Annotated in this window: 18 protein-coding genes; 13 read left to right on the top strand and 5 right to left on the bottom strand. The window is 45.4% G+C overall.

Annotated features, from left to right (window positions below; genetic code table 11):
• The first annotated feature begins 15 nt into the window (after positions 1–15).
• Together miaB and VX730_04660 are read left to right on the top strand one after the other, a co-directional pair.
• The gene (gene miaB / locus VX730_04665; GenBank protein MEC9291676.1) at positions 16–1,389 is read left to right on the top strand and encodes a tRNA (N6-isopentenyl adenosine(37)-C2)-methylthiotransferase MiaB; all 1,374 of its coding nucleotides are present in this window, start codon (positions 16–18) and stop codon (positions 1,387–1,389) included.
• A gap of 8 nt (positions 1,390–1,397) precedes the next feature.
• The gene (locus VX730_04660) at positions 1,398–2,429 is read left to right on the top strand and encodes a PhoH family protein (GenBank protein ID MEC9291675.1); all 1,032 of its coding nucleotides are present in this window, start codon (positions 1,398–1,400) and stop codon (positions 2,427–2,429) included.
• A gap of 50 nt (positions 2,430–2,479) precedes the next feature.
• Here the strand turns inward: VX730_04660 and VX730_04655 are convergent, their stop codons facing one another.
• From VX730_04655 to tsaB, 3 genes are all read right to left on the bottom strand, one after another.
• Positions 2,480–4,258, bottom strand: coding sequence for an NAD+ synthase (locus VX730_04655; GenBank protein ID MEC9291674.1), 1,779 nt, complete (start codon positions 4,256–4,258; stop codon positions 2,480–2,482).
• 101 nt (positions 4,259–4,359) lie between these two features.
• On the bottom strand, positions 4,360–4,806 hold the full coding sequence (locus VX730_04650) for a GNAT family N-acetyltransferase (GenBank protein ID MEC9291673.1): 447 nt from the start codon (positions 4,804–4,806) through the stop codon (positions 4,360–4,362).
• Positions 4,803–5,504, bottom strand: a complete 702-nt coding sequence (gene tsaB, locus VX730_04645) for a tRNA (adenosine(37)-N6)-threonylcarbamoyltransferase complex dimerization subunit type 1 TsaB (GenBank protein MEC9291672.1) — start codon at positions 5,502–5,504, stop codon at positions 4,803–4,805. Before tsaB ends, VX730_04650 begins: the two co-directional genes overlap by 4 nt.
• 280 nt (positions 5,505–5,784) lie before the next feature.
• On the opposite strand from tsaB, the gene VX730_04640 reads away from it, so the two are divergent.
• From VX730_04640 to ahcY, 5 genes are all read left to right on the top strand, one after another.
• Positions 5,785–6,150, top strand: coding sequence for a hypothetical protein (locus VX730_04640; GenBank protein ID MEC9291671.1), 366 nt, complete (start codon positions 5,785–5,787; stop codon positions 6,148–6,150).
• Between the two features lie 60 nt (positions 6,151–6,210).
• Positions 6,211–6,510 (top strand): hypothetical protein, encoded by a 300-nt coding sequence (locus VX730_04635; GenBank protein ID MEC9291670.1) that lies wholly within the window; start codon positions 6,211–6,213, stop codon positions 6,508–6,510.
• Between the two features lie 11 nt (positions 6,511–6,521).
• Complete coding sequence (locus VX730_04630) at positions 6,522–6,842, top strand: hypothetical protein (protein MEC9291669.1); 321 nt, start codon at positions 6,522–6,524, stop codon at positions 6,840–6,842.
• 281 nt (positions 6,843–7,123) lie between these two features.
• Entirely contained in the window at positions 7,124–11,965 is a 4,842-nt protein-coding gene (locus VX730_04625; protein ID MEC9291668.1) for an NAD-glutamate dehydrogenase, read from the top strand.
• 219 nt (positions 11,966–12,184) lie between these two features.
• Positions 12,185–13,498 carry an adenosylhomocysteinase gene (ahcY, locus tag VX730_04620; GenBank protein ID MEC9291667.1) on the top strand — a complete coding sequence of 438 codons (1,314 nt, stop codon included), beginning with the start codon at positions 12,185–12,187 and terminating at the stop codon, positions 13,496–13,498.
• 101 nt (positions 13,499–13,599) lie between these two features.
• On the opposite strand, the gene VX730_04615 is transcribed toward ahcY, so the two are convergent.
• Entirely contained in the window at positions 13,600–14,085 is a 486-nt protein-coding gene (locus VX730_04615) for a hypothetical protein (protein MEC9291666.1), read from the bottom strand.
• A 64-nt stretch (positions 14,086–14,149) separates the two neighbouring features.
• Between VX730_04615 and VX730_04610 the strand changes: the two genes are divergently transcribed.
• From VX730_04610 to murJ, 4 genes are all read left to right on the top strand, one after another.
• Positions 14,150–14,932, top strand: a complete 783-nt coding sequence (locus tag VX730_04610) for a thermonuclease family protein (GenBank protein MEC9291665.1) — start codon at positions 14,150–14,152, stop codon at positions 14,930–14,932.
• 86 nt (positions 14,933–15,018) lie between these two features.
• Complete coding sequence (locus tag VX730_04605; GenBank protein ID MEC9291664.1) at positions 15,019–15,468, top strand: hypothetical protein; 450 nt, start codon at positions 15,019–15,021, stop codon at positions 15,466–15,468.
• 160 nt (positions 15,469–15,628) lie between these two features.
• Positions 15,629–18,223, top strand: a complete 2,595-nt coding sequence (mutS, locus tag VX730_04600; protein ID MEC9291663.1) for a DNA mismatch repair protein MutS — start codon at positions 15,629–15,631, stop codon at positions 18,221–18,223.
• A gap of 16 nt (positions 18,224–18,239) precedes the next feature.
• Complete coding sequence (murJ, locus tag VX730_04595; GenBank protein ID MEC9291662.1) at positions 18,240–19,793, top strand: murein biosynthesis integral membrane protein MurJ; 1,554 nt, start codon at positions 18,240–18,242, stop codon at positions 19,791–19,793.
• On the opposite strand, the gene VX730_04590 is transcribed toward murJ, so the two are convergent.
• Positions 19,732–20,451, bottom strand: coding sequence for an SURF1 family protein (locus tag VX730_04590; GenBank protein ID MEC9291661.1), 720 nt, complete (start codon positions 20,449–20,451; stop codon positions 19,732–19,734). The two genes, murJ and VX730_04590, sit on opposite strands and share 62 nt — an antisense overlap.
• A 77-nt stretch (positions 20,452–20,528) precedes the next feature.
• On the opposite strand from VX730_04590, the gene VX730_04585 reads away from it, so the two are divergent.
• Positions 20,529–21,557, top strand: a complete 1,029-nt coding sequence (locus VX730_04585) for an AI-2E family transporter (protein MEC9291660.1) — start codon at positions 20,529–20,531, stop codon at positions 21,555–21,557.
• 146 nt (positions 21,558–21,703) lie between these two features.
• Positions 21,704–21,964, top strand: a complete 261-nt coding sequence (locus VX730_04580; GenBank protein MEC9291659.1) for a hypothetical protein — start codon at positions 21,704–21,706, stop codon at positions 21,962–21,964.
• The last annotated feature ends 28 nt before the right edge of the window (positions 21,965–21,992 follow it).

Raw genomic sequence — 21,992 nt, 5'->3', positions numbered from 1 at the left:
GCGGAAATAGAAAATATGGCGATTCGTATCGAGCACACAATTGACAATCAAACACAGGCACCTGAAGGAGCTAAAAAGCTCTTCATTAAATCTTATGGTTGCCAAATGAATGTGTATGACGCTGTGCGCATGGGTGAACTCATGAAACCTCACGGTTACGCCATGACAGAAAATCTCGCCGAAGCTGATCTTGTTGTTTTAAACACCTGCCACATTCGTGAAAAAGCCGACAATAAAATGTTCTCAGATATTGGCCGCATGCGCGACGCCACAGGCGGTAAAGCCCTGATTGCTGTTGGCGGCTGCATTGGCCAAGCCATGGGTGAAGATATTATGAAGCGCGCCCCTGAAGTTCGCGTTGTCTTTGGCCCGCAAACATTACACCGCCTGCCAGAGTTTATTAATAAAGCAGGCCTTTCAGGCAAAGGCCGTGCTGTTGATACAGAGTTTCCAGAACTTGAAAAGTTTGACGCCCTCCCGCTACCGGGCGCATACGGACCAACGTCATTTGTAACCATTCAAGAAGGCTGTGACAAATTCTGCACATACTGCGTTGTGCCTTACACACGTGGCCACGAGATCAGTCGTCCAGCTGAACATGTTCTGAATGAAGTACGCCACCTTGCAGGACTTGGCGTCAAAGAAGTTTGCCTGCTTGGTCAAAATGTAAACGCTTATGAAGATGGCGATGTTGATTTTGTAGATCTTATTAACAAAACAGCAGACGTTGAAGGGATTGAGCGCATTCGCTTTACAACCTCTCACCCAAACAATATGACAGATAGGCTTATTAACCTCTTTGCTGAACAAGAAAAACTGATGCCTTACTTGCACCTGCCTGTACAAGCAGGGAGCAACAAAGTGCTGAAAGACATGAACCGCAACCATACAGCCGAAGATTACCTTGCTGTGATTGAAAAGCTCCGCGCGGTTCGCCCTGATATCGCCATTAGTGGTGATTTTATTGTCGGATTCCCGGGTGAAACAGAAGAGGACTTTGAAAAAACACTGATGATTGCCGCAGCAACTGATTACGCGAGCGCTTACTCGTTTAAATACTCACCGCGTCCAGGCACACCAGCGGCAGCGATGACAAATCAAATCCCTGATGAGGTAAGTTCAGAGCGCCTTGCAGGCCTGCAAGCCCTGCTCAATGATCAGCAAGAAGCCTTCAACGCAACCTTTGTTGGTAAAGAGACCACTGTCCTTGTTGAAGAGAAAACACACATTGAAGGTCAGCTACGTGGTCGCAGTCCACACAACATTGCAGTGAATTTTGATGGCAATGAACGGTTGATCGGACACACGATTCGTGTGAAAATTACTGCATCAAAACCAAAAAGCATCATCGGTGAGATTGTTCTCAATGATATGCAACAGAGCGCATAGGAAACCAAATGACAGCTGAAACCGTACAGAACGATAAAAACAAAGCAGAGTCTTTAAGACTTGAATTTGATAACAACCAGCTTCTTCAAGAGCTTTGCGGAATGCACGATGCTCACCTTCAACAGATTGAAGAACGACTTGCGGTTCAAGTGGTCACAAAAGGTAACCAAATTGCGATTCTTGGTAATGTAGACCAAGCCAACAAGGCTAAAATTGTACTAGAAGACCTTTACGAACTTTTGCAAAACGGCATTACAGTTGGCCCTCCACAAGTTGAAGCGGCTCTACGTTTTAGTGACGGCCTGATTAATTCTCGTCTACGTCCATCAGACCTTATGGGTGAAAATGCAGTTGTTGTAACCCCTCTTAAAAAGATTATCCCAAGAAGCGTACAGCAGCACGTGTATGTCAACGCTCTTAAAACAAGCCCACTTGTTTTTGGTGTAGGCCCTGCCGGTACAGGTAAAACGTTCCTTGCAGCCTCATATGCAGTGAGCCTACTTGCTGCAAAACAAATTGATAAAATTATTGTCACACGCCCAGTGGTTGAAGCCGGTGAAAACCTTGGTTTTCTTCCGGGTAGCCTTGAAGAGAAGATTGACCCGTACCTACGCCCAATTTTTGATGTACTGCAAGATACGCTTGGCCCAGATCGCTCAAAAGAGCTTCTTGAAAAGAACGTGATTGAGATTGCACCACTGGCTTACATGCGTGGTCGTACACTAAACAACGCCTTTGTTATTTTGGATGAAGCGCAAAACGCAACAGACATGCAAATGAAGATGTTCCTGACACGTCTTGGTGATAATGCACACGCAGCCATTACAGGTGACCCATCTCAAGTTGACCTCCGTAAAGGCCAACGTAGCGGACTACGTGACGCTGTAACAGTGCTTGAAGGCCTGCGTGATATTGAAGTGATTCGCTTTAATGAAGCAGACGTTGTGCGCTCAACACTTGTCTCTCGCATTGTACAAGCTTACGACGAGCGCGACCGTCAGATTGATATGAAACTCGAAGAAGACGGTACGCCTGTTTAAAACACAGACATAACAAAACCCCCGCTAATGCGGGGGTTTTCTTTTTCGTTTTAAGCAACCTGAAGCAAAGCTTCGGTGATGCTGCCTTCATCGGCATAGTCGAACGGATTGTAGCCATCCACAATGGGATAACGACGATCAAGGTCAAAAGAGTATGGCGACAGAATTGGTCCCAAAGGACCAACACGACGCTTAAACTCCACCAAAACCAAACGGCCATAGATCCACTTCACCGTGTCGTACCATTCCTGTGCGGTGCCTTCATAGGCCATCAAAGGATGCTTTGCGACGTAAATCGGGTCTTCCCCTCTTTCCATCACAAGCTCAAGCACGCTATCCAGAACCGGATAAGGCGGCAAAGAGTCACTGTCTTGCTGACCAGGTTTCAGCTCAGCGGACGGCTCTTTCACAATGATGTTTTCCGGGATACGCTCACCGTTGGTACCAAAGAGGCGGTTCGCCTCATCAGTATTACGCCAACGGGCCAGCCCATAGACCTGCAACTTGTACAAATCTTTGAGTGGATTATAGAACCCGAAGCCATCACCACCAGCCGTGAAGTAGCCCATGGCCAGCTCACTTTTGTTGCCTGTGGTCAGCGCCATAGTTGGGATGCCATTATCGGTGAGTTCATTGGCAATGGCGTTGATGTAGTTCATCCGCAAGCGCGGCTGAAGGTTTTCATCGCCAACCTTTTCAAAAGGCAGTTGCCAATTGTCGCCCATCACAATACCAAGCTGCTTTTGCATGGTTTCGTAAGGCTCACCAATTTTCAGCAGGTAGTTGTGCTTCACACCCAAGTTCTCTGCGAGTGCAATTGCATCAATCAACGAACCTTCACTGGAATATGGCGACGGCAACATGACCAAAATCACATTGTCAGCACCCAGCGCATCCACGGCCATTGCAGCCACTTCAGCACTATCAATTCCGCCGGAAGACCCCAGAATCACCTTCTTCTGCCCTGTTTTGCGCATATAGTCACGCAGACCAGTTACAGCGCCAGAGTAATTGTCAGGTTCAGCATTCCAGATCTGTTTGCGATACGGCTTGTTGCGAATTCTCCGGAAAGCACCTTCAGTAAAAGTACAGTCCATTTCATCCGCCCGCCAAGCATCACACATGCCCTGAATTTGATAACGTCCATCCGGACGCGGGTTTGCCACACAGCTGCGGCCATCAAATTGCAGCTCGTCCTGCGCCCCAAACGGGTTGCAGTACGCTACAGGGGCTCCAGCATTATTGGCAGCTTTACCAATCACATCCAGACGCAGCTTCGGCTTGCCTTCAAAGTATGGCGAAGCGTTCGGCCACAGCATCAAGTCAATGCGTTTTTTGGCCCAACGCTGCGGAACAGCGTCATGCCAGCCATCTTCACAAATCATCACACCAATGCGCGTACTTTTGAAAATCAGAACCTTGGCAACAGCCGGCCCTGCATCAAACACACGCTTTTCATCAAACACACCATAGTTGGGCAGTTCTTGTTTGTGATATTCCTGAAGGACCTTGCCTTTGTAGATGAACATAGCACTGTTGTGACGACCCGTCTCCCGCTGCAGCGGCAAGCCCATCACAAACGCCACGTTCATGTTTTTGGTGAGTTCCGCCAAACGCAGAACCATTGTTTCAGCTGCTTTGACGAAGTGACTTTCAAGGATCCGATCTTTCGGCGGATAGCCCGTGATAAACATCTCGCTGAAAAGCACAATGTCCACACCGTCGGCTTCTGCTTTTTTCAGAGCGCGCAGCGCCATCTGAAAGTTGCAGATCATATCCCCAACGGCAGGATTATCCTGCACCATTCGGATGTTCAATTTTTCACTCATGAGAGATCTCCATAGAAAAGTAAAAAAGAAGATTAGGAATTACTTGCCGTTCTAACGGAATTGCATACAGATTTCAAGAAAAATCGGGCGAGGGTTACGCCCTAAAACTGGTAACGATACAAAAGTGCATCTTCAGCAGGAGAATTATCCTCTGATGTGTAGAATCCTTTACGCTCACCAAAGCACTCTGCGCCAAGCTTATCATAAAAACGCTGCGCCCCTGTATTAGACACGCGTACTTCCCAAAACAGGCGTTCTACACCCTTAGTTTTGACCAAGTCTTCAAACTGTTTAAAAATAGCCTGCGCGAGCCCTTTTCCACGATGGTTAGGATGCGTTGCAATGCTCCAAAGCTCACCTTCATCAAAAATACTATGACCAAGCAGGCAACAAATGAGCTGTTCACCCTCATACTGACCGAGCGCAACAAACCCGTCCATATTGAACATAGGCGTAATCACATCCTCAGGAAAAGAACCAACAGGAAAACATAACTGATCCAAATCAGCGATATCTGCAATATGCTCTTTGGTGAGTATTTGGATCATTTAGCTGCTGCTAAAGCTTCACGCTCAGCAATTGTTTTGTAAGAAAGTGGGCGAATATAAAGCGGGCTAAGACTGCTTCCCTCACCTTTGAGGGATGCTTCATGGCCTAAGCGTGCAAGAACTTCTGCATCAACATAACGGCCTTTTGGCGGATACTCTAGAGATATACAGTCCACAAAATCAGGAACAATAGAGCGTTCCTCAAGCATACCATCTCCGCATAAGAGCTGATCTTTTTCTAACAGAAGAAGTGCCTCTGAACGTTTGATGCAAACAATCTCAGACAACTGGCCTGCTTTCAAGTTTTGCACATAGATATCTTCACCATGAGCTGTCAGCCATACTGTTGCAGGTTTTTCATCTGCAACTGCTTTTAAAATGACTTCTGTCACAGGCAAAGCCACCACAGGAATGCCAAGACTATCCCCAAGGCCCCGCGCTGCACTTAAGCCCACGCGCACCCCTGTAAAGGAGCCAGGGCCTTTACCCGTCACAACCAAAGACAGGTCATGCCTTGTAATAGAGGCTTCTTTCAAAGCTTTTTCTAGCGTTGGAAGCAAAACTTCTGCTTGGCCACGATAAGCCATTTCATGATGTGTAAAGAGCGTTTGGTATGATCCATTTTCATAGCACAGCAAAGCCAGCGAAAACTGGTCGCCTGCTGTTTCAAACCCTAAAATGTAAGTCTTTTCACTCATATACGCTCTATTTGTAGCCGTTCTGGCTATTCTGTCAATGTTAAATCTGGCACATGTCAGCCCATAGATTAATTGTATACAACATAAAAGTAAAGCTGAAGTGGAAGAAAAATGAGCTTGAAAGAATTTGCTTTGTGCTGAGTTTTTAATTTTTAGAAGTTGTGGAAGCGTAAATGTATAAAAATATACATGCGAACCGCAAAAGCTGAGTAAAAATTAAAAAATCTCACAAACAAGCCATTTAACGACACTTATAAAAACAATAAGGGGAAGTTACACAATGATGATCGGTGCCGCACCGGCTATGCCTATGAGCTCTATGCAGCTCTCTTCAATGGGCGTATTTAGCTCAAATCCGCAGTTTGATATTCACTCTATGAATATCGCCAACGGCTTTGCTGGCTTTGATAATAGGCCAGGTTTTGGAGCCATAAACGATACAGACCGTCTTGCGCCACTTCTGGCAGAGTTTTTAACGCCAGATGCTGACAGCGTGCAAGTCAGTGACGCGCTACAACAAGTTGGAGCCATGGACGTTGCACAGTCCACACAAATGTTCCGCTCGTATGAAGCGTCCATTAAGCTCGAAAATGATATTTTGACGACGCACGCCAAGATGATTGGTATCATGATGGCAGGGATGTGAGGAAAAACTCGCGTACAGAGCCATAAGTATAAGTAGAAGCAGAGAACAAGGGGAGTTCTGTTGAACAGTATTACTGCAAACATAAACGCGCTTATTATGGGAAGCACGCCACAACTGTCGAATCAGACAGCAAATTTGGCTGCGGCCTTTAGTAAAGTTTATGCACCGCAAATTCCAGAAGGCCTCGCCTTTGAGAATGCTAGCGGTGAAATGGTTTCTCTTGAAACCATGGTCGCAGCAGAAATGCTCAACCACTCTTCCTCAAGCCTTGTTGATGCTATGAATAACCTTACAGCGTCAGCTTCACTGACATCAGCCCTGCTTGATTCTGTTGGATCAGCCGTAGATTTTTCGGTTTAGGAGGCACGCACATGGATATTACCAACCAAACTGCAAGCCTCGCATCTGCGCTCAATACATCTGTTCGCGGCATTCAAAAGTCATCTCGCGATTTTTCAGCAGCCGCCAAAGCAACAACAGATAGCTTTGCTGCAAGCGCCAATGAACTTGCTGCCTCTTTTAACGAGGAAATCACACTCGATAGTTCAACTTATCTTTCATCGCAAAACACATCGGATCCACTGTTTGGCATTATGGATATGAAATTTGCGGAACATGCCTATAAAGCCAGCCTTGAAGTGATGAAAACGACCGATGAAATGATGGACGAAGCGATCGATACGCTCGCCTAATCGGCGCATGAGACACACCCCCATCTGAGAATCACATAACAACTTTATCTGAGAATTGCGGATTTGCTTCTGCGCGGCACGGTGCAGCGTTTATACTGATAAACAAAGTTATTCATATCTTCGCTAAGCCATAGCGAAAATATTTGGTTTTAAAAACCATCGCGCAGTGTACGTAAATGTACATGAGCAATGGGCTTGCAAAACCAAGGATTTGCAGCACGGCTTAGTAGATGAAATGAGTGAGTTTGCTACATTTAACTAAAAACAAGGAACGCTCACTCATGGGCAAAACTGCGCTGAAAACGGTTAAAAATCCACAAACACTCAACGATTACTGCCAAGGTATTCTAAGCAAAGCGAAGGTGACTGGTAAGAAAGAGCTTGCTGCTTTTGCTGAAGCTTACTTTAGAGGCCTCCCTCTTGTGGAGTATGATTTCTTGAATGATGAGGCTGTAATCAGTCACATCCAAAGCGTTTACAGCGTGTTCCAAACATCTTGGAAAGGCGAAGTGTTTGTACGTGTACATAACCCTCCATACACACGCCATACTGTTGCTGAAGTTCATATGCCAGACCAGCCATTCCTTGTTGATTCTGTTTGGTCAGAGATTAACCGCCGCGGCCTTGATGTGCACCACACATTCCACCCGGTACTCCTGACAAAGCGTACGCCTTCAGGCGAGGTAAAAGACTTTACAGATGTTGGTCAGCGCGCAGAAAAAGATCAAACATTCCAGCCTGAATCTCTTGTTCATATTGAATTTGACCGCATTGAAGATGACAAACTCCTTCGTGATGTAAAAACAAGCCTTGAAAATGTGATGATGAAAGCGCGTGCAGTATCACGCGACTTTCCGAAAATGACAGCAAAACTGCAAGAAATTATTGCTGAGCATGACGCAAAGAAAATGAAGCTTTCAAACGATAGCAAAGAAGACATCACATTCCTCAAATGGCTGATTGATGGCAACTTTGTTTTCCTTGGCTACCGCCACTACGACATTACACATAAAGTGGATGATGACTACCTTGGCATGACAAAAGGGACTGGACTTGGAATTCTCTCTCATGATGAGTCTTCAGTTAAAACGCCTGTTGCCTTTGCAAACCTTGCCCCAAACCTTGCCCATAACATGCGTGACAACCACCTTGTGAACATCACAAAAGGTCTAGATAAGTCTCCTGTACACCGCCGTGTGGATATGGATTACATCGGGATTAAGCAATACGATAAAAAAGGTAAACTCATTGGTGAACACCGCTTTATGGGCCTCTTCACATCTAAGGCTTACACAACGCCTGCCCGTGAAATTCCAATCGTTCGTCAAAAAATCCAAACCATTCTAGATGACGCTGCAAACCAAGGTTCTGATACACACAACTTCAAAGCCCTTGCAAACATTCTAGAAACATACCCGAAAGATGAGCTTTTCCAGATTGATCTTTCTGATCTACGTCGCATTTCAAACGGTATTGTTCACCTCAGTGAACGCCAAAAAGTACGTATGTTTGCACGCCGTGAAGGTCGTGAACGTCTTGTGACTGTTATGGTGTTCCTACCAAGGGACCGTATGAACAGTACCATTCGTAAAAAGATCATTCGCATTCTGATGGACGCTTACAATGGTGAAGATATTGAGTACTCAACAACATATGGTGAGTCTGCTCTGACGCGCCTCTTCTTTAAGATTCGTACAAAGACAACAACCATCAATACAGATGACAGCATTGTTGAACGCCTCATTATTGAAACAGTTCGTAGCTGGGATGATTCTCTACGCACTGAAATGGCGAAGCTTTACGGTGACCAAAAAGGAAACTCTCTATTTATCGCTTATAAAGAAGCTTTCCGCGAAGGCTATAAAGAAAATACACCAGCAAGCATTGCTGCCAAGGACATTAAACACCTTGAAGCGATTCGCGCAGGTAAGTCTCTCCATGTGGGTATTACGCCATGTGGTGGCGAAGTACAAGCACGCCTAAAAGTGTTTAGAGACGGCAAACGTGTCAACCTATCTGACATTATGCCGATCCTTGATAACATGGGGCTATTTGTAAATAACGAACAACCAAATCGCGTACGTGTTGCAAGTGATGCAAACCCAATTTGGATGCACGAGTTTGGGGTAACAAGCCGTATTGGTGGTAACCTTGAGAATCCAGAATCTCTGGGCATTCTCACAGGTGCTTTAGAGTCTGCATGGGCCGGCACACTTGAGAGTGACACACTAAACGGACTGATTGTTGCAGCTGGCATGACAGTGCGTCAAATTGTGATTCTACGCGCGTTTGTTGCGTACCTAAAGCAAGTAGGTGGACGTCACGGCAGTGACTACGTACGTAGCACACTCATTAAACATGCCCATATTGCGAAGAAGCTTGTAGATCTCTTTGATATTCGCATGACTCCTGAAAACATCACAGGTCGTTCAGGCAAAGTCAAAGCTGCCATTAAAGCTATTGAAACTGATCTTGCCCAAGTAAGCGTACTTGATGAAGACACGATTCTGCGTCGCATTATGGAACTCACACAGGCAATTCTGCGTACAAATGCATGGCAACGTAAAAATGATACAGATACAATTTGTTTCAAACTAGACAGTGCAAAAGTACCTGGTATGCCAAGCCCTGCACCAATGTTTGAGATCTTTGTGTATGACAGTCTCTTTGAAGGCGTACACCTACGTGGCGGTAAGATTGCTCGTGGTGGCCTGCGCTGGTCTGATCGTCATGAAGATTTCCGTACGGAAATTCTTGGCCTGATGAAAACACAGATGACGAAAAACTCTGTGATTGTTCCTCTCGGTGCCAAAGGTGGCTTCATCATTAAGCATGACCTACCAAAAGAGCGCGGCGAACTAATGGCTGTGGTTGAGAAGCGTTACTCTAGCTTTATTACACATCTTCTCAGCATTACAGATAACCTGATTGACGGTAAAGTGGTGCCACCACGTGAAGTGATGCGTCATGACGGAGACGACCCATACCTTGTTGTTGCTGCGGATAAAGGAACAGCAACTTTCTCTGATATTGCCAATAGCGTTGCAGAGAACACAACACAGTTTTGGTCAGTGAAGAACAACGGCTTCTGGCTCGGGGATGCTTTCGCATCTGGTGGCTCAAACGGTTACGACCACAAGAAGATGGGGATTACCGCCCGTGGTGCATGGGAATGTGTGAAACACCACTTCCGTACACTTGGTAAAGATATCCAGACTGAAGACTTCACATGTGTTGCCATTGGTGACATGGCCGGTGACGTATTTGGTAACGGCATGCTGCTTTCTAAGCATACGCAATTGGTTGCAGCCTTTAACCACATGCACATCTTTATTGACCCAACACCAAATGCTGCGAAATCTTGGAAAGAGCGTAACCGCCTCTTCCATGAGAAGCACTCACAGTGGACAGATTACAACCCGAAACTCATCTCTAAAGGTGGTGGCGTCTTCTCTCGCCATGATAAATCTATTGAGCTGACAAAAGAAATGAAGAAGATGCTTGGCATCAATAAGGATAAAGCGACGCCAAATGAAATTATGCGCGCCATCCTTATGATGAAAACAGACCTCTTCTGGAACGGTGGTATCGGGACATTCATTAAGAGCAAAACTGAAACACATGCTGATGCCAGCGACCGTGCCAACGATCAGATCCGTATTAACGGTGAAGAGCTGGGTGCTAAGGTCTTTGGTGAAGGGGGTAACCTTGGTGCGACACAACTTGGTCGTATTGAGTTTGCCCGTAAAGGCGGCCTTGTTAACACAGACGCCATTGATAACAGTGCAGGTGTAGACTGCTCGGATAATGAAGTAAACATCAAGATTCTTCTAAATGCTGTACATGAAAAAGGTAAGCTCACAGAGAAGAAGCGCTCTGCACTTCTTGAAGAAATGACAGACGATGTTGCAAAACACGTTCTGCGTGATAACTACCTCCAAGCTCAAATTCTCACAATTGCTGAGCAAGTCAGTATTGAATCTCTTGACACTTACGCACGCCTCACGCGCGACCTTGAGAAAGAAGACTTCCTGGATCGTGAGCTTGAGTTCCTGCCATCTGATGATGAGTTTGCAGATCGTGCTCAAAACAAGAAAGGCCTCACACGCCCGGAACTTTCAGTACTGATGGCTTATGTGAAGATGGATATCTTCAGTATCCTTCTTGATACAGACATGATTGATGACAAAGCGCTTGAGAGCTACCTCTTCCATTACTTCCCAGAAGTTCTGCGCAAGAAGTACACAGCGGAAATTAACAACCACCGTCTAAAGCGTGAAATCATTGCAACAGTTGTTTCTAACGAGCTCGTTAACCGTATGGGGCTGACATACACGTACCGTATGGTGAACGAGACAGGTTCATCTGTAGAGACCGTTGCGAAAGCACATATTGCAGCCTCTCGTTTGCTTGATGCTGAGCGCTGGTACAAAAAAGCCGAAATGCTTGATAACAAGATTTCAGCTGAGCACCAACGCGATATGCTCCGCACAGTGAAGAAGCTTGTTGAAGCGGTAAGTTACTGGTTAATCCGTAATGCTGATATTGAAAACGGCATTAAAGACATCATTGATACTTACAAGCCATCGTTTACCAAGCTTGAAACAATTCTACAAAAACCAGTGACACCTGCTCACGGTAAAATTGTTGAAAAGCGTGCGAAAGAGTGGACGAAGAAAGGCCTACCGAAGAAAGATGTTGATGTGTTTAGCAAACTGCCGACACTCAACAGTATGGCTGATATCAGTAAGATCATCCTTGAAGAAGGGTGTAAGCCTGAGGAAGTGACGAAACTTCACTTCAGCCTTGGTGAAACGCTTAAGCTTGGTACGGTGATTGATATCACGCGTGCGATTCCAGTCACAAACAACTGGGAACGTGTGGCTGTCCTTTCACTGATTGAAGCCATCTACACTGCACAGCGCCAAGGTACACGAGGCGTTATGGCCCTCAGCAAAAACTGTGGTCAAGATGCAGCACTCAAAGAATGGTCAGAGGAAAGGTCTGAACGCCTGGATAACTACCTCTCTATGGTGGCAGAACTCAAGCGCCTTGATGGTGTTGGCATTGCACACATTAACAGCATCATTGGCCAACTGAGAGGCCTAACAGCAAAATCTTAAAATGATTGCCTTTTTAGGCGGGGTCTGGCTTAATACGATCACGTATTAAGGCAGGCCTTTTGCTTTTAATACTGCCCCCAAAAACCTTAACGGTTAAGGTACAAGGCAAAAGCCTTATTTTGGGATAGATTTTTTCTTTTTTGGCAGCTGCAAAGTAGTTCTCCTACTTAAAGTCTGACAAAAACGGAAAAAGGTAACCACACAAATAGGATTTTAGTAATGGGAAACACAGCTACAGCTGAAACATTTACAGACTACAAAGTTAAAGACATTAGCCTCGCAGAATGGGGCCGCAAAGAAATTACACTGGCTGAGCAAGAAATGCCAGGCCTTATGGCATTGCGTAAAGAGTACGCTGGCAAGGCTCCACTTAAAGGCGCACGTATTGCAGGTTGCTTGCATATGACAATTCAAACAGCCGTTCTTATGGAAACACTGATTGACCTTGGTGCTGAAATCCGCTGGAGTAGCTGCAACATCTTTTCTACACAAGACCAAGCTGCCGCTGCTATGGCTGCTGCAGGCATCCCAACTTTTGCTTGGAAAGGCGAAACGGACGATGAGTTTTGGGATTGCATCCGCGACACTGTAAAAGGCCCGAACGGCTGGACACCAAACATCCTTCTTGATGATGGTGGTGACCTAACAACACTTATTCATAAAGAGTACCCTGAGCTTCTTGACGACATTAAAGGTGTAAGTGAAGAAACAACAACAGGTGTTCACATGCTTCAGCAGATGATGAAAAAAGGTGAGCTTAAGCTTCCTGCCATCAACGTGAACGACAGTGTAACAAAATCTAAATTTGATAACCTTTACGGTTGCCGTGAGTCTCTACTTGACGGTATCAAGCGCGCAACTGATGTAATGATTGCTGGTAAAATCTCTGTTGTTTGTGGTTACGGTGATGTTGGTAAAGGCTGTGCACAAGCCCTTAAGAGCCAAGGTTCTCGCGTAATCGTAACTGAAATTGACCCAATCAACGCACTACAAGCTGCGATGGAAGGTTACGAAGTAAACACGCTTGATAGCATTGTTGAAGACGCTGATATCTTTGTAACAACAACTGGTAACATTGATGTCATCACAGCTGATAACATGCTGAAGATGAAAGACCACGCCATTGTGTGTAACATCGGTCACTTTGATACAGAGATCCAAGTTGACGCGCTGCGTAACTTCAAATGGACAGAAGTAAAGCCACAGGTACACATGGTTCACCTGAACAACGGCAACAGCATTGTACTGCTTGCTGAAGGCCGCCTAGTTAACCTTGGTTGTGCAACAGGCCACCCAAGCTTTGTGATGAGCTGCAGCTTCACAAACCAAGTGGTTGCACAGATTGAGCTTTGGAACCACGCTGACAAGTATGATATTGGCGTACATGTACTGCCTCGTCACCTTGATGAGAAAGTTGCACGCCTACACCTCGATAAGCTTGGCGTAAAGCTGACTGAGCTGACAAGCAAGCAAGCGGAGTACATTGATGTACCAGTTGAAGGTCCATACAAGCCAGAAACATACCGCTACTAACACACGGCATAAAAAAAGCGCCCCGTCTGGGGCGCTTTTTAATGAACTTAATTAAAGGACACGTTAACATTTGTAGCAACAGTGGTTGCGCTATTTAATAGCTATAGGGCTTCTGGCAGCTTAATATCCACCTTACCGACAAACCCGTCCACAAGAGGTTTTACAAGAAGCTCACCACCCGGGATGCTCTTGTTTGATGTCATACCTATGTCAGTGGCGCGCTTAAAGCCGGCTTCAGCGTTTTGCTCTGCGTCACCTGCAATCACAATCGCTTCTACGCCGCGCTTTTCAGCACCGTCAAAAACAGCAGGAAGGAAAACTGAGAAATCGAAAGACTCATCCAGAAGGTCAAAAGCAAGCGGTGCCATAAACACAACTGAGCCACCTTCTACAACTGGAGAGCAAAGCGTGTAGGCTTTTAGCGTGCCCTCTTCTTCCCAAACGTAGCCATACGGCTCACCAAACGTTTCATCATCACGCAGAATACCTGTTTTCTCGATAATCTCTGCCGCAGCAGTTCCGTAAGTACGCGCAATCAATGTTGCTACGTTCGCTCTGTCAGCTGATGTTTCCGCTCTTAGCGCCATATAAACTTTCTTTCTTCATTTAACCCACTTATAATGCCGTTAAGAATAAAGGATTGCAAGCCACATGAACCGTATCAGACAAACCTTCACTTTCCTTCTGCTTTTATTTGTTGCAGGGATGCCAAACGCTTACAGCGCACCTGAGGGCTATTTTTATGTCAGATCTGTTTTTGATGGAGATACTGTTCTCCTGAATAACGGTAAAAAAGTGAGGCTTCTAGGTATTAACACACCAGAGATCAACTACAAGAATGGTAAAGCAGAGCCTTTTGCCTATCAGGCTAAATCAAGACTTGAGCGCCTTGTAGATAGGAAGCCTGTCCGTTTAGAGTACGACAAAAGAAAAACCGACAAGTTTGGTAGAGAGCTTGCCCACCTTTATACAAAAGACGGCCTATGGCTCAACAAAGCACTCGTGTCAGAAGGTCTGGCTCATGTGTATAGCTTCCATGAAAACACCAAACATGTAGACACCCTACTTGCTGAAGAAGCAAAAGCACAGCAGGCGAAAAAAGGCCTGTGGTCACATAAAAAATGGCGAACATTCCAAGCGTCAGATCTTTATAACCTTGAAAAGCGTATTGGTGAGTTTGTCATTGTAGAAGGCACTGTCAGCCAAGCCAATCAAGTTGGTGACAAGTTTTATATTAACTTTGGAAAAAACTGGCGTCAGGACTTCACCGTTCAAATCAGTGACCGTTACAAACGCAATTTCTCAAAAGAAACCCTGCAAAAATTCAAAGGTCTACAAGGCAAAAAGGTGACTGTGAGAGGGAAACTCATCCCTATTAATGGCCCCATGATTTCTATCACCCACCCACAACAACTGACAATTTTATCAAAATAATCGCATAATTGTCAGTTTTATGTATACAGATGCTTTTTGCACCCCCTATAAGCAAATGTGGAACGAGAAGGGATTGCTCCAGTAAAATGAAATCTATGTACCTAACACTTGCGATTACGACTGCGTCTATGACGCTGGCAAGTCATGCATCTCATGCTGGAACATATCTCGATCATCTCTCATTTATCGAAAAAATGAAGACGGATGCTAAAACGGCCTTTACAGAGCGCCGTTACAGCCTCGCGGAAGAGCGTCAAAAGCTCTACCAAAACAATCTCACACCTAAAGAGCGCTATACCCTACGTGTGCTCATTACAGAACGTGAGAAAACTCTAAAAGAAAAATTCTCAGAGAAAATGGCCATCCTCGATGCCATGGAAGAAACGGCGAAGCAAAACATTCTTGCTGCTGCCTTTGATAAAGCTCTGGACAGTTATAAAAACGAGACTGTGGGCAACACAGCAACCTATCTCGCACAATCAGATGCGGCTCGGGGCTCTTTCCTGGGTGATCACGCATCTTTTGTCATGCCCTAAAAACCCTAAACACCACCCAACACTTGGCCCGTAGCACCTGCTACGGGTTCTTTTTTGCACTTAATGCCTTTATCCTCCCCTATCAAAACAAAACATTTTCTTTTCATTCAGAACAAACAAACGGGTAGTAAAAAACAACTGAAAATGCTAACGTGAGCCCATGAGTAAAGACACCCCAATGATGCAGCAGTACAAGGCCATTAAAGCCGAGCACCCAGATACACTTCTGATGTATCGCATGGGTGATTTTTATGAAATGTTTTTTGATGATGCGCTTATCGCATCTTCAGTGCTCAGCATCACACTGACACGCAGACGCTCATCTAAGGAAGGCGATGAAGGTATTCCTATGTGCGGCGTACCTTTCCACGCTGCTGAAGGTTACATTGCAACCCTTGTAGAGGAAGGCTATAAAGTCGCCCTTTGCGAACAGGTTGAAACACCAGCTGAAGCAAAAGCCCGCGGCGGCGCTAAAGCACTCGTAAAACGTGATGTCACCCGTCTTTACACCAAAGGTACACTCACTGAAGATGCCATGCTCAAAGCAGATGAAAGCAACTACATTGTCAGCCTGTTTTCACCACGCACAGGTAAACTTGATATGGCTTATGCAGACATTTCAACAGGTGAATGTGGCGTCAAAACAGTTTCTGAGGGTATGCTCAGCACAGAAATTTCCCAACTTGCACCATCTGAAGTTCTTATTCCAACAGAGCTTGAAGGTACGCTAAAACCATTCCAAACATCGTTTAAGTTTTTGCTCAGTGTTCATGACTTTTACTTTGATGAAATGGCAGCAACTGACGCTCTAAAAGCTGCCTATAACACACAATCATTATTTTCACTCGGGCTTGATAGCGACGACCATATTAAAACATTTGGTGCCCTTGTCGGTTACGCAACAAGCACAAACATCGGTAAACCACCAAAACTAAACGCGCCAACCAAAGCCACTGTTGCTGACGGGCTAAAAATGGACGCTCCAACACGCGAAACGCTTGAACTGATGTACACGCAAAAAGGCGAGAAAAAAGGCAGCGTTTACCACACCATTAATAAAACAACCAGCGCAGCCGGTGCCAGAACCCTTGCAAGTTGGCTGCAAAACCCGCTCAGTAATGCAGGGCAAATCAAGGCACGCCAAGACGCAATTGGCTGGCTTACCCGTCATAGCACAGCCCTCACTGATATTCAGACCCACCTGAAAAGCACATGCGACATTGCCCGTGCCCTTACACGTCTTTCACTTGGACGCTCTGGCCCGCGTGATCTAGATATGTTCCAAAAGACGCTGGCAAACCTCCCTGCCCTCTCTGATGCCCTAAAAAAATCAGAAGAAGCAGAGCTATTTAGCCTTATTACAAAACACCTCTCAGGTTTTGAAAAACTACAAACTAAACTATCTTCAGCACTTGAAGAAGACGGTTTACCACTTCTTGCACGTGATGGTGGGTTTGTGAAAAAAGGCTTCTGCGCGGAACTTGATAAATATACTGACCTTGCTGAAAATGGCCTTTCTCTCATTCGCAATTTAGAAGAAGAGCAGAAAGCGCTCACAGGCATCACCACTCTCAAGGTGAAGTACAATAAAGTGTGGGGTTACTTCCTAGAGGTCAGCAAAGGGCAAACAGATAAAGTGCCTGAGCACTATATCCACCGCCAAACAACAACAAACGCACAGCGCTTTTCTCTACCTGAGCTGATGACACTTGAACGTGATCTTGCCAGCGCAGAAACAGAAACAACACGTCGCGAACTAGAAATTTTTGAAGAGCTCTCAGACCTTGTTCTTACTTACACGTCAGAGCTTTCTCTCCTTGCAAATGCGCTAGGAACACTAGATGCCCTTGCTTCAGGTGCCGTCCTTGCACGTGATAATCATTACGTATGCCCAACAGTAGATGACAGCCGTACGTTTGATATTAAAGGCGGCCGCCACGTTGTGGTTGAACAATCTGTGAAAAACTTTATTGCTAATGATACAACGCTTTCAGATGGAAAACTTTGGCTGATTACCGGACCCAACATGGCTGGTAAGTCGACATTCCTGCGCCAAAATGCTCTCATCACTCTACTTGCCCACATGGGCCTATATGTCCCTGCTGAAAGTGCGCATATTGGTATCGTAGATCGCATCTTTACGCGCCTTGGCAGCGGCGATGACCTTGCACATGGCCAATCAACATTTATGGTGGAAATGGTTGAGACAGCCTCAATCATGAACAACGCCACAGATCGTAGCCTTATCCTTCTTGATGAAATTGGTCGAGGGACTGCTACATATGATGGGCTGTCAATTGCATGGGCCTGTGTAGAACATTTAATGACCAATGTGAAAGCACGTGGACTCTTTGCAACCCACTACCACGAACTCACAACACTGAGCGATACTTACCCTGATATTGAAAATCACTCAGTAAGCGTAAAAGAATGGAAGAATACAATCACCTTCCTCTATAAAGTTGTTGAAGGCCAAGCACCACGCTCTTACGGGATCCATGTTGCTAAACTTGCTGGCATGCCAGCAAGCCTGACACAGCGTGCAGACCGCATTCTCAACAAACTAGAAAAAGCATCAGGTACGGGTAAAAACCTATCCCCTGCTGATCTGCCCCTTTTTGAAGCTCAACCAGAGCCAGATAAACAAGAACCAAGCGAACTTGAAACACAAATTATGGCTCTTTCACTAGATGAAATGACACCTAAGCAAGCGCATGACATGCTCTACAATTTAAAAACGCTTGCAAAAAATTAAAGGCTGAAAATCACCCATGTCGATTTTAAAATCTTCTCTTGTTGTTAGCCTTTGGACTTTTGCTTCACGTATTTCTGGCTTCGTGAGAGATATGGTGATTGCTGGCAAGCTTGGAACAGGCGGTGCCGCAGATGCATTCTTTGTAGCCCTAACCCTTCCAAACCTCCTACGCAGACTGTTTGCTGAAGGCGCCTTTAACGTATCCTTTGTGCCAATCTTTTCACGCATTCATGAAGGGGACGGCGCAGACGCTTCAAGTAAGTTTGCGAGCCTTATTTTTGTTATTCTTATGCTGAGTTTGAGCCTCATTACTGTTCTGGCATGGATGTTTATGCCTTGGATTATCGGAACGATCATTGCTCCTGGCATGAAGAACCAGCCTGATGTTATGGAGATGACGGTCTTCCTTGGGCGCATCACCTTCCCTTACATTATCTTTATTTCTGCAGCCAGCCTGATTGGTAGCATGTGCAACACAATTGGCAGATTTAGCGCGTACGCCTCAATGCCAATTTTATTTAACGTAGCCCTTATTTCTACACTTGTTACTCTTCCTTATGGAGGCATTAATCCAGCACTCGCCGGTGCTATTGGTCTTCCAATTGCTGGAATCATGCAGTTTGGTTACATGGCTTACGCCCTCAAGAAAACCCCACTTAGACTCCATAAGCCTGAGTCACGCACACACAAAGAGCTTAAACCATTCTTTAGACGCCTTGGCCCTGCTGCTATGGCGGTCGGCATTTTACAACTCAGCTTTATCATTGATATGCACCTCGCATCTTACCTTGGCGAAAGTGCAATTTCATACCTTAACTACGCCAATAGATTTTACCAACTTCCACTTTCACTGATTGGTGTCGCTATGGCGACAGTCCTGCTCCCGCACTTTTCACGTGCCCTAAAACGTGAAGACTGGGAGGAAATTAGAACAACATTCTTCAATGCCTTGATCTTCGGGCTTATGCTTGGAAGCGCCGCGATGGTAGGGCTGCTTTTCCTTGCCTTTGACCTTATGGGTACTCTATTTGGACATGGTGCATTTGGTGATGAATCTGTGCGCCAAAGTGCGCTGGCCATGATGGGTTACAGCATTGGTCTCCCCGCTTTTATTCTAAGTAAAGTGACGCTCACTGCGTTTTATGCATCAGAAGATACAAAAACGCCCTTCTACATCAGTATCTTTATCCTGATCTGTAATGTGATTCTCAACCTTATCCTCATGCAACACCTTGCGCATGTTGGTATTGCACTTGCGACTGGTATTTGTGGCTGGCTCAATGCAGGTGTACAGATTTACCTCCTCAGAAGAAAGAAGCGCGTACCACTTATGCCTGTGAGCACACTGATCCCAGGGCTTGCTAAAAGCGTATTCCCAGCAATTATTATGGCTATTTTCCTGTTTGGGTTTTCTATCATCATTCCAGCTGCAGAAAGCAAGCTTATTGCAGTCATTCGACTCTTCAGCGTTATTACGCTAGCTTGCGGTGTATTTGTTGCAACTGTCTTTATGACGAAGCTTGCGACACCTGCTGACGTCCGCGCCGCCCTCTCGAGAAAGCGTTCATAACGGCAAAAATATACATAAGTGGCCAAATGGTCGCGATGATAAACCATGTCAGCATATATTCTAAGTGCTGTGAACTATCTGGAAACGGCGTATGAAAGGCATAAATATCTGCATGCGCATTTTGCGTCAATTGCACATAAACAGGCTCCCTCACCACACCCTGACTTTGCTCTACAGCTAATGGATCAAAGAAAAGAAGTGTCCCCTCTTCACCCCCTTCTGTTGGGCCAGAGATCCACCCTTTGCGCTCAGGATAATTTTGAATAATACCTCGCAGAACAGCCGCTTCACCAGATGGCATAAGAGGTGTTTGAGGCAGTTCAGAGACCCAACCCACATCAACCAACACATCGCGCACTGGAGAAATTTGAAAAGCTTTCACCACACGGTAACCACGGCGCATACCTGTTTCGCTGCGAATATTAGCAAGGTACTTTTCCGGCTCTTTTGACCACTGGCCAGCAACACGTACAGGTGTGAACTCAGTAAAGCGACCATCAAAAGGTTTATAATCCCCTTTCAAGGCATCTTCATAAGCTTGCCTTTGCGCATCTTTTTCATGCATACGGTTCCATTGCCATACACCCAAGTTAACCACGGTATATTCAGCAGTCGCAAAAACAATAAATGATAATACAAGACCCACGTAAAAACGCATGAATGACTTTCTCTTTCCTTGATGTTTTAAAAACAGTACTATGAGCCAGACCATTTGTACAAGAAAAGGGTTCAAACATGAACAAAGCTATTACGACAACTTTCTTTGTCTTTGCCGCATTTATTGGTGCGCTTTATCTATTTTCACCAGTGCTCACACCATTTATTGCTGCACTGATTATTGCTTACATCCTTTACCCGATGCATGAAAAAACAATTCGCTACATGGGCAACAGTGGCAGCTCGCTCTTTTGGGTTTTCATCAGCATCTGCGTGTTCATGTGCATCCCTCTTTTCTTCCTGCCAGTTCTTGGTGGGCTCATTACAGATTTAAGCGCTGATAATGCCTTTAACCTAACAAGCATTGAGCTTTATATTTGGGAAATTGCAGATCGCCTTAACTTATCACTTGAGCGTGCAAGCCTAATGGCTATGCTTGAAAACTACACATCATTTATTGTGTCATTCTTTACAACTGTCGCTAAAAACATCTTCCTGTCACTCAACAGTGTTGTTGGCTTTGCCATGATGTTTATCCTAACGCCGTTTGTTCTCTACTTTACCCTGAAAGACTGGCCAGGTATTCTTGAGAATGCTGAAAACAAGCTCCCAAAAGATTGGCGTAAAACAGTACGTAACCTTGCAGGCAAGATTGATTACAAACTTGCAGGCTTCCTGCGTGGCCAAATGATTGTATGCTCACTTCTAGGAATATTTTACGCCATTGGCCTGATCATGGTAGGCCTTAACAACGGGTTTATGCTTGGCCTACTTACAGGCTTCCTATCTTTCATTCCATTTGTTGGCATGCTGCTCGGTTGTGTAACATCTTTCCTTGTCGCTTTTGCACAGTTTGGTATTGAAAGCTGGGTGCCATACATTGGCCTTGCTGTTGTCTTCTCTCTTGGTCAAATATTAGAAGGCTACGTGGTGACACCTAAAATTATTGGAGACCGAACAGGCCTTGGCCCTGTCGCTATTGTATTTGCCCTTATGGCAGGTGGACATCAGTTTGGACTGCTGGGCATGATGCTCGCTGTCCCATTTGCAATTTTTGCCTCTGTTCTCATTCCGTTTGTGATTGAGAAATGGCACGAAAGCCAATAACAAAAAGGGCAGCTGATGCTGCCCTTTTTTACACCCCTAAAAACTGTGACGAGAAAGAGACATACCCTTACATGTTCGCCTTGCCCCCTCTTGCCTAAAATTTAGGCATGCAACATACTAAACATATACAAAAGAGGAGGATAGACATGGAACGATATGTTGTTTTTATCCGTAACAATAAAACTGGTGAAGAATTTGTCACCACAACGATGCAGATGAAAGGCGCTCACAGCCTCGCAGTCTCTTCAGTTCAAAACAAATACCCAACACCGCGCTACACAGTGCACACAGCTTATACTACCCATGAGCTCACCAAAGTGTTGGACCATGTCGCGAACTTTAGCTCCTCTCGTATAACACCAAAACAGCCAGTGCAAGCCACACCATTTAGGACTGCAACGGCATAAGACCTACATCCCTAAAGAGGACAAGACC

Source organism: Pseudomonadota bacterium (assembly GCA_036141575.1).
GTDB lineage: Bacteria > Pseudomonadota > Alphaproteobacteria > UBA2136 > JAPKEQ01 > JAPKEQ01.
The sequence above is the reverse complement of the archived record's forward strand: the minus strand, read 5'-3'. Positions and strand labels throughout refer to the sequence as shown.